Below are 15,631 nucleotides of genomic sequence, written 5' to 3' on the forward strand. Positions count from 1 at the left end.
AGGAGACAGGAGACAGGAGACAGGAGGAAAATTACATGGGGATAGTCAACGAAGGGCCGCTCCGCGTCTACGCTCCCCCAAGTAATGCGTGAACACCCCCGTTGACGGTGGGGTATTAAACCCACAAAGAAAATGATAAAAGATTAGACCTCTTATACCAAATTAATAAATATTTGCTACAAATAGCTAGGATATTTCGTAAGGAGTCAACTCACCCCTAACCCACCCCACCCCCGTCCCTCCCAGGAGGGGAATTCAGTCGGAGCGAGTCACACGGGAATAGTTTCAGTACCATTTTTCAGGTCGGAAATCATTCTTTTCTCTTGGTGCGCGTTCCGCAAGCGAGCTGGCGTCGTCGCGGGGTCGCACCACTCTCTTGGTCGATTGGATATGGCGAGGAGACCCGTTCTTGCAGACCCGCTCCGAAGATCGCCATCCCACCCTACGGGAAGCTGTGCTAACGACCGCTTTGTCAAAGGACATATCCTGCATTTGTCTTTTTATTCCTCTTACTATTCATAACATTCTTTTTTCACGCTTGGTATTATATAGTATCCAGATAATTAGTTATCGTATGATGAGCGGAAGACCTAGTCAGAAAGAGGAGCTGTTGGATTGGCGACGTACAGGAGAAAGGAAAGATGATAGTGAGAATTATCTGGAGATATTCCGGAATTTTATGTCTGCATTGAATGGAAACTGCTGCAAAGTCTAAGAAATCTAAATAATGACTTTTTTTTTGTATAACTTAAATAAATTAACCGGAAATTACGAAAAATATTAGAATAATGGTCAGAGGAGATTTTTTAAGTATCTAGAAAATCTACTGAAAAAATCTTTACCCCCATTTTAAAGTGGGGTGAGGAGAGAACAATTAAAGAATAGGAATGTATCTACAAATTTTATACACCACTTTAAAAAATATGATCTAAATATTCACTAAATAGACTTAAAACTCTAAGTATATTTAGGGCAGTTTATCAATTTCCTAAATACCTAATATATAAGTCTTGTTGTAATTACAAAAGCATAGGTACAAGAAATATAGATATAACTAATCGCTTCTACCAAAAAGGTTCATCTTGCAACTTATAAATACTGAAGTTAAATGTTAATTGTATTTGAAATTCTGCACTTCAAGGGTACTGCAAGAGATTTTCAACGAATATAGCGCTGTGCGCAGGCAACAGGCAACAGCTCATCTGGGGGAATAAAAGACCGATAATACAAGACTTTTAGCTATTGGACAGTTTTTGTAATTTGTAAATATGCCAGCGCACATTGCTATAAAGTTGATTTTATTCTTCATTCTTAAGAATAGATTCAATAAGCTTGTGTAGTATTATAATTAATTCTGACAGTTTTAGTTTTTATTATATAAAACTCTTAGCCAGAAATAATTTGTACTACAAAATTAAGTGCGGAATGTTACCTGTATAAGTACTGAAACAAAATAAGATGATTAAACGTCTACTTGACTAACTTAATATGTAAATAAAATAGGTCAGGTCAGGTCAGCTTAAGCAACAGAAGCAAATAAAATTTTTTGAAATTAATTTTCAACTTGTAGATACTGAAGCAAAACTAGGGCATCAAACATCTACTCTACAAACATCATAGATTAGGCTTAATCAATAACTAATGAAGATATATAAATATATTTGTGTTATTTTATTTTAAGGCACATAATTTTGATGTCTAAATTATTGCACGAATATACTGTTATGAATTTTATGATTCGATATTTTTTGCCTAATTTATAGTTGAATCAATTTTACTGTTTGAATCCAAAAAGTCAATATTAGTTAATGAAAATCAGTAAAAAATTACTATGTCAGAAATTACTCCTAATCCAATTATTCCAGATTTCGGCGACGAGGAACCTATTATTAATCAACCACCAAGCGATCCTGCTGAAATTGGTGATGCTGTAACAGTGATAATTGATTCTCCTAACAATAGCAACCAATCGTTGTTTGGTACAAATGGCAGGGATTCGATTTTAGGTCTTGATAGAGATGATTTGATAGAAGGTAGAGGTGCCCAAGACACTATATTTGCTGGAAAAGATAATGATACTGTCTATGCAGGAGGAGATGATGATTGGGTTAGTGGAAATAGAGGAGATGATGAACTTCACGGTAACCGGGGGTCTGATACTATATTTGGCGGAAAAGATAGTGATACCGCCTATGGAGGAAAAGATGATGATTGGGTTAGTGGAGATAAAGGAGATGATTGGGTTAGTGGTAACCGAGGGTCTGATACGGTTAGAGGTGGTGATGGAAATGATACTGTATTTGGAGGTAGAGATAATGACCTAGTGAGAGGTGAGGAAGGAGACGATCTCGTTTTTGGAGGTCAAGGGTCTGATAATGTCAGAGGTGGTACTGGAAATGATAGTGTCTATGGTGGTAAAGATGATGACTTAGTTGCTGGAGAAGAAGGAAACGATCTAGTTTCGGGAAACCGTGGTAATGATACGGTTAGAGGTGGAGGAGGCGATGATATGGTTTTCGGAGGTAAAGGGGACGATCTAATTGAGGGTGGTGGAGGTAATGACTTGCTAGAAGGGGGTCAAGGATCCGATATTTTCCGTTTTGAGTTTTTCGAGTCAGAGACATTTATTTCAGATGGCACTCAGGTATTTGGTTTCGATACTCTCAATAATTTTGTTCCAGGAGATTCTGGAGTAGACAGTCTCACTGACTTTACTTCAGGACAAGACAAAATACAGCTTGATGCTAATAGCTTCGACGAGTTAATTGGGCCTGGTGATACTTTCAACCCTGACGAATTTACTACTCTTGATGAATTTGCTCAAAATCAAGATGCCAACCTAGTCTACGACTCAGACCAAGGTTTAATGTACTATATTGACGCAGACAATAATGCTATACAATTCCTGCAATTAGATAGTAATCTAGATATTACTGGTGATGACTTTGAAACTATCTAGTTTTTTTTTGAGAAAAAGCTGAAACTAGCTAACCATGCTATTAAGTATCTGTGCAAAATTATTTAACACTTGATTAGTAGGGGACAGGGAATAGGGAATGGAATATGGAATAAAATATACTTTTGTGCTTGGGCAGTGGATATAAAAAAAATGGCGTTGATAAATTACAGGATGAAATTTGCAGGGGCAATCCCCCAATGATTAACCGGGGTAGGTTACAGAGCGCTACCCCAAAATTCCAAATTGTATAAACTCAAAGTTCAAAACTCATCACAATGCACTACTATTCAAATATGAGCAGCGAATCCTCAAAAGCATTGAAGTTAGCTGAAGAAAAAGCTTCAAGAGGATTGTTATATCAAAAGCAGGGAAAACTAGAAGCCGCCATATTGTTATACCAAGAAGCATTAACTTTAGTACCAGACCTCCACTACATTCAGTATAACTTGGGAATAGCTTTTCAGCATCAAGGAAATCTATCAGCAGCTTATATTCATTATCAACAAGCGATCGCTCATCATCCACAGCATATTCAAGCTTACTATAATATTGGCATTGTTTTACAACAACAAGGTTTACTAGATCGAGCAATTTCCAGTTATCAAAAAGTCATTAATTTATGCCAATTTAAGGGGGAAAATATTTTCATTCAAGTTCAAGCTTATAGTAACTGGGGTAATATTTTAGTCAAGGAAGGTAGAGCTAAGGAAGCAATCGAAATATTTCAAAAAGCTATTAACTTAAAACCAGATGATGCTTATCTCTACAATAACCAAGGTCAAGCATTTTTAGAGCTTGGTAAAGTAGAAAAAGCTATTACTAATTATCGTCAAGCACTGGCACTTAAGCCTCAATTAATAGTAGCTATTCATAACCTCGGAAAAGTTTATCAACAACAAGGTTTGCACTCAGAAGCTATTGTTTATTTTCAGGAGATAATCAAGCAGTATCCAGAAAATATTTCTGCTCATAGTAATTGTGCTTTTTCTTTTTTGGAATTAGGGAATTTGGCAGCAGCAATACCTCATTTACAAAAGGCTAACGAGGGTAATTATTTTGTGGAAAGTTATTGTGAAAAAGCAGATTTGTTAACAGGGTTAGACGAATTAGAAAAAGCAAAAATAGCTTGTGCTAAATTCCTTGTAAAACTACATTCAAAAGGAAGAATTCAAAAGGAAGAATTCAAAAGGGAGAATTCAAAAGGAAGAAGTCAGAAGTGGATGGGGACTGAAACTCCAACCAATTGTCAAAACCCTGTAGATAGTGAGATATTAAACTCAGAAGAATTCAGAATTCAAAAGGAAGAAGTCAGAAGTCAGGAGTGTATGGGGACTCAAACTCCAACCAATTGTCAAAACCCTGTAGATAGCGAGATATTAAACCCAGAAGAAATAGATAAATTATATTTAGCAGAAGTTAGAGAAAATTTAATCTTAACTTACTCAAGTTTGGGAAATGTATTATTTGAATATGGTGAATATTCACAGGCAGAAAATTATTATCAAAAAGCATTGAAATTTCAGCCATTAAATGTTGATTTACATCTCAAATTAGGCAATAGTTTAGCTAAACAAAAACGCTTCAATACTGCTATTATTGTTTACCATTTAGGGTTGGCAGTTGAATCTTTTGAAGAAGGAAGAAGAAAGAAGGAAGAAGGAAGAAGGCATCCCCCCTTGCCCCCCTTTGAAAGGGGTGAGGAAGAAGGAATAAGGAATAAGTGGATGGGGACTCAAATTCCAACCAATTCTCAACACTCTGTAGATGGCGGAGTATTAAACCCCAGAAAAAAAGATAATTATGCTATTTCTCAAGCATTAGAAAAAGTTTTAGTACAGCGCAATAACTTTGAAGAATTCAAAAGTCAAAAGAAGTCAAAAGAAGTCAGAAGTCAGAAGTGGATGGGGAGTCAAATTTTAAATAATCGAGTTAAATGTCAAGGTTTAAACTGCAAACCTTGTCTCAAACGAATATTTAAACAACTTCAACCAATTCATTTAGGAAATGGTATTTATAGTCTTTCTAAGGAAAAAACACAAAGAATAAATATTGACTTTCCAGAAACACCAAAGTTCGTCAAAGAAGTAGTAAATGGCAGAGCATGGATAGTTCCTCAAAAAAATAATTGGATGATTTGTAATGCCATTGCCATTATTAATCAAGAAAATCAATTATTAGCTGAAGTCTCCCGTGAATACCCAGGTCAGTTGCCAGGATGTGACAAATACGATATCAATAACCATCGGTTTTTTACTACGGAAGAATTACCGCCTTTAGAGGAAATAAACGGTACAGTAGCTGTTTTATCTGGGTTGTCAGGAAACGTTTATTTTCATTGGATGGTAGATATATTGCCCCGGATAGAAATCTTGCGACGCAATGGTATAAATTTTGAGCAAATAGATTGGTTTTTAATTAATAGTACTAAACAACCATTTCAACAAGAAACTCTCCGGATTTTAGGAATTCCAGAAGATAAAATTATAGAAAGCGATCGCCATCCCTATATTCAAGCTAAAAAATTAATAGTTCCATCCTTTTCAAGCCATTTAGCTTGGGTAGAAAGATGGGCATTGGAATTTCACCGTCAAGTATTTTTAAACGGATCGCTCTCTACTATACTTCAAGATGGGTTTAAACGGAAAGAAAATCAGCATAATCAAGTAATTTCTTATCCTGAAAGGATTTATATTAGTCGGAATAAAGCTAAATATAGAAGAGTTATTAATGAAGAAAAAGTAATCGATATATTAAGTGAATATGGCTTCGTTACTATCGAACTAGAAACTCTTTCTGTTGTAGAGCAAGCATCATTATTTGCTAATGCAAAAGTGATAGTTTCTCCTCATGGTAGTGGATTGACAAATATTATGTTTTGCACTCCAGAAACTACCGTAATAGAATTAGTTTCTCCTAACTATATTAAGCATTATTACTGGGTGATCGCTCAACAATTAGGATTAAAGTATTACTACTTAGTAGGAGAAGAATTTACCTATTACCCAATCCGCCAAATCATGTATCCTAATTCCCTCACTGAAGATATTATAATTAACCTTAGTAAACTAGAAAAAATGCTATCGCAAGCAAGTATAATAAAAGTAAATTCCCATCCCACAGTAAAATTTCTCAACGAGGAACAAACTTCTCAGGAAAAAATTCTTCTAGAGAAGAAACTCTCTAATTCCCAAGTTGATGTATTAACCTTTTCCCAAAAAGGTGAAGAAGATAATGTAAGTCGAACTGTAGTAAGTAATCAAATGGCATCTAAAGTTAATCCAACAGAAGCGGCCACTCACTTCCATAAAAAAGCTCTATTCTATTTAGAACGAAAGAAATTAAATGAAGCTAAAGCAGCTTGCGAACAAGCTCTAAAAAATAAACCAGATTTTGCTGAAGCCTGCAAAACAATGGGTATTATTGTGCAAAAAGAAGGTCAAATAGAAGCGGCCTTTGAGTGGTATTCACGGGCTATTAATATTCAACCAAATTTTGCCGAAGCCTATGTTAATATTGGAACTTTATATGCTCGTAAACAGCAGTGGCAAGAAGCAATTGAATATTATCAAAAAGCTATTAATATTAAACCAGATTTAGCCCCAGCCCACCGCAACATAGCTAAAGCGTATCATAAAATTGGAAAAGTAGTAGAAGCAGCAATTTTTCAATATAAAGCCTACTGTCTAGAACCCACAAAAATCAAAGATCAAGAATATATAAACTTAGGCAATACTCTCTTAAAACATCAGAAATTAATAGAAGCTATATCTTGTTATCGTAGCGCCATAAAATTAAATCCGAACTCAGCAGTAGCTTATCAAAATATTGCAGAAGCATTATCCCAAGCAGGTGATTTTGAAGAATCGAATACTTGTTATCGCAAAGCGATTCAATTAGGAATAATAAACCTCTCCAATGTCAATGGTAACTTAGGTAAAAAAACATCTAATTTATCTGCAAAAAATACAGCACATCAAATAAATTCAACAATAATTAACCAGGAAAAAATTGAAGAAGGAAGAAGGGAAAAGTGGATGGGGACTCAAACCCCAACCAATTTTCAACACCCTGTAGACGACGGGGTATTAAACCCAAAATCACAAGATAACATTTCTGTAGAGCGAGATAATGTAGAAGCTTATAAAAGATTAGGAAAAATGCTGCAAAATCAAGGTCAGGCAGCAGAAGCTTGGCAGTGGTATACAAAAGCGATATCTATTGCACCAAAAGATCCAGAAATTTATAGAGATTTAGGTAGTTTATACGGACAACAACAACAATGGCAAGAAGCAATCCAATGTTATCAAAGAGCAATTGAAATATGCCCAAATATGGCAGATGTCAACCGTTATTTAGCAACAGCATTAACTCATGTTGGTCAGCACGCAGAGGCCTCTAAATTTTGGGAAAAAGCTTATTCTCTAGAACCAGAAACAGCAACAGCAGAAGAACATTTGCTCTTAGGTAATACTCTGCTACAAATGAATTTAGTAGAGCAAGCAATATCATGTTATTGTCATGCTATACAAATTAATCCCAAATTAGCAGTAGCATATCAGAACTTAGGGGAAGCTTTGAAACTTCAATCTAATTCCCAACTCTCTAATCCACAAGTTGAAGAAGGAATAAGGAAGACCGAAGTTGAAAGAAAGAAAAAGTCGATGGGGACTCAAATCCCAACCAATTCCAATTTTCAACATCCTGTAGACGGCGGGGTATTAAACCCAAAATCAAAAGATAAAACTTATGTAAATAATAGCGATATAAATCATCATATCTATAGTTTTCAACCAGATATTGCGCAGAAAATTGATGGAGCAATAGATCAGGAGCGGGTCAGTAGTTCTGATCTTCAGTTAGTAGGAAATACTGGTACTTTTCAATCACCATTAAAATATTTTGAACAATTTTTCAAGCAGTTATTTGATCGAGTAGCTGCTGTTTTTAATTTCCATCATCAATCATCGAAAAAATATTTACAACCATCTGAAAATATTCCCAGACTTCAGGGTACAAATAATTCCTTCCCTTTAAAACCAGAAATAGATTTTAATATCAAAGATACAACAGAAACTGCTGGTGAAAACTTATTATTTCCTGTTGAAGTAAATTTAACCAATACTGATAAAAATCAGCAAAAAAAAGCATTAATAAAAGATGCAAGTAACGAATTAGAAAAAATAGAAGAAGCGTTACCAAAAATAGATAGACCACAAATAGAAAGCAGCAATAAAATAGATACACAAATAAACGCTCAATATGTTGATGTAACAAAATCAGCGGTCGTCCTACCCGATGTTTACATTCAACGAGCTATAGCATACAACCAAGAAGGGTTATATGAACAAGTGATCGCCGAATGTCAGCAAGCTATAGCAGTACAACCAGAGATGGCCATGGCGTACAAAATATTGGGTAATGCTCAACAAAAAATAGGCAGTGCTAGTCAACGTCAGAAAGCTAAACAAAATTATCTCAAAGCTATATCCCTCGATAGTCAAGATCCTTCAATTCACGTCAACCTAGGTAGTTTGTATGCACAAGAGGAATTATGGGAAAAAGCAATACCCTGTTATCAAAAAGCGATTGCCATCAAACCAGACTTTGCCGGAGCATACCGCAACTTAGCTAAAGCATGGACTCAAGTTGGTAAACAAGCAGAAGCAGCAGACTGTTGGTATGAAGCATACACTCTAACCCCGGAAAACATCACTCCCGACCAACATCTAAATCTCGGTAATACCCTCTGTCGTCAAGGTCAATTAACTAAAGCCATATCCTGTTATCAGAGGGCGATAAAATTAAACTCAAATTATGCTGCAGCTTATCAAAATTTAGCTACAACTTTGAAGCGTCAAGGCAAGGTAAATGAGGCTGTTATTTATGCTCAAAAAGCTCGGGAAATTAGTAATATTTCAGTCAAAAAACAGGTAGAAGCGAACGGCAAGAAACCTCAACATATTAATCCTGAAGATGTTTTGCAATATTCAAATTCAATGGAAGAAGTCGAAAGTCAAAAGTTAGAAATTGAAGAAGTCAAAAGTCAAAAGTGGATGGGAACTCAAAACCCAATCAATTTTCAACACCCTGTAGATGGCGGGGTATTAAACCCAAAATCAAAAGATAAAAAAGAGAAGGAGAAGTTGCCTCAAATTAATCAAGCAGATTTAATTAAACAAGCCGAAGCAGAATTTGTCAATAGTAAATTCTATGATGCTATCTCTACTTGTGAAGAGGCAATTTCTATAAAACCCCATGCAATAGCTTATCAAATAATGGGCAAATCTTGGGTAGAAATAAATAAACCAGACGAAGCGATCGCCGCTTACCAAAAAGCAATTGAAATTAAACCAGACTTTGGCGAAATTTATGCCAGTCTAGGAGAATTATACGCTCAACATCAACGACAAAAAGAAGCGATCGCTGCATACAAAAAAGCCATCAAACTTGCACCAGACTTAAAAGATAGTTATCGAGGTTTAGTGGAAGTCTTGCTAGACCAAGGAAAAGTTGATGAAGCTGAAGAATTATCTTACAATGCACTCATCCAACATCCCAGTTGGGCAACTGCCCAAGAGTTTTGTACTTTAGGTAGGGGTTTAATAGCAGAGAATAAAACACAGCAAGGTATAGCTTGTTTTTATCAAGCAATTGAATTAAACCCCAAATTATTAGAAGCTCACTATAGTTTAGGCAAAGCTTTAGCAGAAAAAGGAGAATGGTTAGAAGCCATCAATTATTATCAACAAATCATTCAATTAGAAGCGAATGAAACTGAAGAAAATTATTCTGAAAGTAAGATAAATATAGATATAGGAGAAGTTTACCATCTTTTAGGAGATGCCTTACAAGAAATAGGTAAACTTGATGAATCTGTTGCAGCTTATCAACGGGCAATTGAATTAACAGGAAATTAACCAGATTAAGGATTAATAATTTATGGAAAATCAAAACATTTATTTACCACCAAGATTAGAATTAAAAATTGACTTAACAGACGAACAATTTTGGCAACTTTGTCAAGAAAATGATGACCTCAGATTTGAAAAGAGTGCCACAGGAGAACTAATTATTATGTCGCCCACTGGTAGCATTACAGGAGAACGAAATTCAGAACTAAATTTTCAACTAAGAGCTTGGAATCGTCAAAAAAATTTAGGCAAAGTTTTTGATTCTAACAGTGGTTTTAAATTGCCGAATGGTGCAGAAAGGTCTCCCGATTCTTCTTGGATAAGTAATCAACGTTGGGATACTTTAACATTAGAAGAACAAGATAAATTTGCACCATTATGCCCTGATTTTGTAGTAGAACTAATGTCTCCTAGCGATACCTTAGAAAAAACTAGAGCTAAGATGAGGGAATATATAGGAAATGGGGCAAAATTAGGTTGGTTGATTAATCGGAAAAAACGACAATTAGAGATTTATCGACCACAGCAGGATGTAGAAATATTAGAAAATTCCCAAACAGTATCAGGAGAAAATATTTTGCCAGGATTTATTCTTGATTTAACATTGATTTGGTAATAGAGAAAATCTTTAATTGCTCAATAAAAAAAATACAATATTTTTCAAATCCCTTGAATTTATTTATAGGGATTTTTTTTGATTTGTTGTCCGCTCCCTTTTCCCTTCTTCAAAAATACAATCCTTTTTAAATATCCTCAATTGATTTTATCAAAATAATTAGGTCTTAAATCCCGCCTTTTAAGGCGAAATATTTTTGGATGCTTGCTCAAATCCCCTACTTCCCCTCCTGGCTCCCCTCCTGGGAGGGGCGGGGGTGGGTTGGGTTAGGGGTGGGTTAACTTCTAACTTCTAACTTCTGACTTCTGACTTCTGACTTCGTTAATTCCTGTTCCCTGATTAATCAATTATTTCCGGATTTGACTGTGAAATTAGTCTTTTATTAGTAATAGCTAATAATATATTAAAAATAGGACAAAATTAGCCTAGTTAATTAACATCCAAAAGTGATAATTAGAGATTTATTGACCAGAGTAAGGTGTAGAAATATTAAAAAATTCCCAGATACTGATTTATTCTGAGAGTAATTTATTAAAAGATAACTTTTTGAAGATATAGGGTGCATGAAACTAGGATAATCTTCCTAATTAACAATTGAACTTACGATACAACTTAACCCACCAATAAGATATATTTAAGACCGGAGATAGAGATGATGCTAAAAACTCCCACAAAAAATTCCCTACCTACACAACAGCAAAGAATCAATTTTAAGCAGGCAAAAAACTTTTTCAGCTTAGGAAAAGTTTTAGCAAAAAAGGGTGAATGGTTTGAGGCGATCGCCGCTTATCGTAAGGCAATTGAATTAGCTCCTGACTGGAAAGAAGCAAGAAAGTATTTGGCAGATTTAGAAAATCAACTTCAGGAAAAAACAATTAATACCCAACAGCAAATAGAACCTAGCAAAAAGTTGACAATAGCTGATTATCCGTTAGAGAAAATAGCTATACAAGAGGAGCAGGAGTCAGCGATCACTACTGCTACTAATGCAGTTATAGTCAACTCTAATTTGGCAGATGACTATCACGTTAATGGCGATAATTTAGTAGAAAAAGGAGAAAAAGAAGAGGCCATAAAGGCTTATATAAAAGCCATTGAAATTAATCCTGAATTGTGGGAAGTACATCATAAATTAGGTAATTTATTGCAGGAAAGAGAAGAGTTAGAAAAAGCAGTTAATGCTTATAATAAATCTATAGAATTAAAGTCAGATTTTTCTTGGTCTTATAATAATTTGGGGGATGTATTAGTTAAGTTAGAAAAGTGGGAAGAAGCGGTTAGTGCTTATCGTCAGGCTGTTGAGTTGAATCCTGATTTTGCTTGGGGTTATTATAAGTTGGGGGATGTATTAGTTAAGTTAGAAAAGTGGGAAGAAGCGGTTAATGTATATCGTAAATTTATGCAAATTCAACCTGACTTTTCCCCAAAAGTGGAAGAAAAATTAAATCAGTCATTGCATCAGCAAGTTAAAGGAAAATTAGAAGAAGCATTGAGTTATTATCGACAAGCTATTGAGAACGATCCAATGGATGTTGAGAGTTATCAAAAAGCTTTAGAAATTAAGCCTGATGATGCACAGTTGTATTTAGGGTTGGGAAATGCTTTGATAGCTAAGGCAAAGGTTTATTATAATCGTGCGATAGAACTAGACCATAGTTTACATGAAGTTAATAAAAAAAAGTTATCTATTTATTATAAACAGACAAATCAACAATCCTTAACCCAGGCAGAAAACTATGATCGCGCTATTAGTATTAAAGCAGATCATCCGGAATTTTATATTGGTTTAGGAAATACCTATGCTTGGCACAGTCGATTAGATAAAGCAATAGCTTTTTATCGCATGGCTCTTCTACTTAAATCTGATTATCAAGAAGCACAAGTACAACTAAAGCTTTTATTAAACAGAAAAGAAAGACTGAATCAGGCATTTCAAAAATTTTTCACAGATTCAGCACTTTATGCTTTGTGGCTGAAAGAAAATTCACCGAAACCGTCGGACATTGTAAGAATGCCTGATGTCATAGAAAGCTTAGAATACAAGCCAATAATTAGTATTATTGTACCAATTTTTAATCCCCCAGAAGAACTGCTACGGGAGATGATTCAGTCAGTACAAGATCAGATATATCCATACTGGGAATTATGCCTTGCTGATGATGCTTCTTCTATGCCTCATGTGAGAAAAATATTGGAGGAATATTCTGCTCAAGACGAAAGAATAAAAGCAATTTTTAGAGAAAAAAATGGTCATATTTCTGCTGCTTCAAATTCTGCTTTATCAATTGCCACAGGAGATTTTATTGCTTTATTAGATCATGATGATTTGCTAACACCAGATGCTCTATATGAAGTAGCTATACTGCTAAATCAAAACCCTGATGCAGATATGATTTACAGTGATGAAGATTTTTTGAATGAACAAGGGCAAAGGTCTAGTCCGTTTTTCAAACCAGACTGGTCTCCAGACACATTTTTATCAAGAATGTATAGCTGTCACTTAGGAGTTTATCGTCGTAGTCTAGTAAATGAAATAAATGGATTTAGATTAGGTTATGAAGGTAGTCAAGATTATGATTTAGTTCTTAGATTAACTGAGAAAACTGACAAAATTTTTCACATCCCTAAAATACTATATCACTGGCGAATTCATGCAGCTTCTTCTGCTAGTGGTACTGATGCTAAACCCTATGCTTATCAAGCAGCCGTAAAAGTCTTGTCAGAAGCTATTAAGCGTCGTGGAGAAAATGGCAAAATAATTATGAATGAGGAGTTTTTAGGATATTATACAGTCAGGTATGAAATCAAAGAATACAAGCTTGTAAGCATAATTATTCCTACTAGAAATTTAGGCAATATTTTGAATCAGTGTCTCCACTCTATCTTTGAGAAAAGTACATATCCTAACTATGAAGTTATTTTAATTGATAATGGTAGTGATGAACAAGAAACTAAAGAGATTATTGCTTACTGGAAAAATAGAGAACCAAAGCGCTTTAAGTGTTATGAACTTGATATTCCATTTAACTATGCAAAGATTAATAACTATGCTGTAACCAAGGCAAATGGTGATTATTTACTACTTTTAAATAATGATACAGAAGTTAAAACACCAGATTGGATAGAAGGAATGGTAGAGCAAGTACAAAGACCAACAATTGGTGCTGTTGGTGCAAAATTACTATACCCAGATAACACTATTCAACATTCTGGTGTAGTCGTGGGAATTGGTGATGTAGCAGGCCATAGTCACAAAGGTGATCCTGACAATACTCCAGGGTATTTTTGTCAGCTAATTACGGTCAATAATTACTCAGCAGTAACAGGAGCTTGTCTAATGTGCAGGCGAGAAGTATATGAGGAAGTTGGTGGACTTGATGAAGAGCTAGTAGTGGCTTATAATGACGTTGATTTATGTCTGAAAATCCAACAACAAGGCTATCGTAATATTAACTTACCTCATGTTGTTTTATACCATTACGAGTCCAAGAGTCGTGGATATGAAGACACTCCCGAAAAAAAAGCTCGATATCAGCGAGAGGCAAAAATTATGCAGCAGAGGTGGGGAAAAGTTATTGCACACGATCCTTGTTACAGTCCTAATCTAAGTCAAAAGCGAGAAGATTACTTGATCAAACTAAAGACTTACATTGAGATATCACCCATTTCTTTGCCAAAACATCATCCTGAAGCACTTTTAGGATATAGTATAGATTCACCAACACCCGGAAAACATTTTGACTTAGGTGCAATTTTAATTAGGGGTTGGGTGATTGGTAAAAACTCTCCAGCTCAAACAATTAAGATAGTCTGCAATAGTAATATTCTCAGTGAAATTCCTGTGAATCAGAACAGACCTGACGTTGCCAATGTTTATCAAGTACCTGGAGCTGAAAACAGTGGTTTTGAAACAGAATTAAGATACGTTGAAATACCAGATGAAGGAGAAATTTTTATAAAAACTGTTCTTCAAGATGGAAGTATTTTTTTGCTCGGAAAAATAAAATTTCACCAGTATATGATAAAGTAGGTAGTCAAAATTTAAGTATTTTCTTTTTCTTAAAGGCAGCTACAAGTGTTTTCTCAATAAATAGAACTCCACAAAACTTACTCAAACTAACTATAGCAAGGAGCTAATACTATTATGACTAAGATGGGAATTGGATTAATTACTTACAATCGGCTAGAACACCTGAAAAACTGTGTAGAAAGGATTCAATCCTTCACAAATATTCCTTATTATCTTGTAATTGCTGATGACGGAAGTTCAGATGAATCAGCCCAATGGTGCTTGAATCAAGGACTGCCTATTATATCAGGCAAAAATCGTGGGGTTGTCTGGAATAAAAATCGAGCTCTATATGCTTTGATGAAGTACACTGATGTTGACTGTATCTTATTACTAGAAGATGATTGCTGGCCAGCTTCTGAGAATTGGGCTGAACAATGGTATGAAGCTACTTACATTTGGCATCATGTCAATTTTGCCCATCCAAATACTATTTTATCAACAGCTAATACTATTTGTGCTGGAATAGGTACTCCTGAAGATCCTTATCAATCAAAACTTTTGACAGGTCAGTGTACAGGTTGTTCTCGACTTGCTATTGATAGGGTTGGTTATCTAGATACTCGCTTTCGAGGATATGGATATGGTCATGTTGAGTGGACTCAACGTTTTCTGAAGTCCGATCTTCTTAAGCAAAGCAACGGAAAAATTCAAGCCACGCCTTTTATTTACTTATGTATTACAGGCGGTCTTGAACCACATGACGGCCTTAGTTTCGTTACACCAGAACAACTCCAGTATAATGAAAAAGTTTTTCAAGATGTGGCTATAGATAACTCAATTTATCGAGAACCCTGGAATAATGAAGAAGAAAAACTAGAGTTTATCGAAGAATTATCTTCAATTCCTAATCTGAAAAAGAGTCCTTTTAATAATGAGAAAAAATTCCAGTCAACTATATTTACGAGAAGCCTTAGAAAGATATACGAAGGGAAAAGAATTGTCTCTGATATTAAAAAGATGACCGTAGATACATCGGTAGCAATAATGAGTCTAGATAAACCGATAAATAACACCATGTTATCAGATAAATCTGGGATTGAAATTGTCGGATGGGTAATTGGAAAAAAGTCAAA

5 protein-coding genes are annotated in these 15,631 nt (G+C 35.1%); all 5 read left to right on the forward strand.

The window, feature by feature from the left end:
• Positions 1 to 1,831 precede the first annotated feature (1,831 nt).
• The gene (locus F6K27_RS05265) at positions 1,832 to 2,959 is read left to right on the forward strand and encodes a calcium-binding protein (protein WP_287274871.1); all 1,128 of its coding nucleotides are present in this window, start codon (positions 1,832 to 1,834) and stop codon (positions 2,957 to 2,959) included.
• A gap of 293 nt (positions 2,960 to 3,252) precedes the next feature.
• A complete protein-coding gene (locus F6K27_RS05270) occupies positions 3,253 to 9,876 on the forward strand; it encodes a tetratricopeptide repeat protein (protein ID WP_287274873.1) in 6,624 nt (2,207 codons plus the stop codon).
• 22 nt (positions 9,877 to 9,898) lie between these two features.
• A complete protein-coding gene (locus F6K27_RS05275; RefSeq protein ID WP_287274875.1) occupies positions 9,899 to 10,486 on the forward strand; it encodes a Uma2 family endonuclease in 588 nt (195 codons plus the stop codon).
• Between the two features lie 652 nt (positions 10,487 to 11,138).
• Positions 11,139 to 14,516: a glycosyltransferase gene (locus tag F6K27_RS05280; protein ID WP_287274877.1), complete on the forward strand. Its 3,378-nt coding sequence runs from the start codon at positions 11,139 to 11,141 to the stop codon at positions 14,514 to 14,516.
• A 114-nt stretch (positions 14,517 to 14,630) separates the two neighbouring features.
• Positions 14,631 to 15,631: glycosyltransferase family 2 protein (locus F6K27_RS05285; RefSeq protein WP_287274879.1), on the forward strand; the 1,001-nt coding region annotated here is incomplete at its 3' end.

Origin of the sequence: Okeania sp. SIO2F5, assembly GCF_010692685.1 — a bacterium.
Taxonomy (GTDB): Bacteria; Cyanobacteriota; Cyanobacteriia; order Cyanobacteriales; family Microcoleaceae; genus Okeania; species Okeania hirsuta.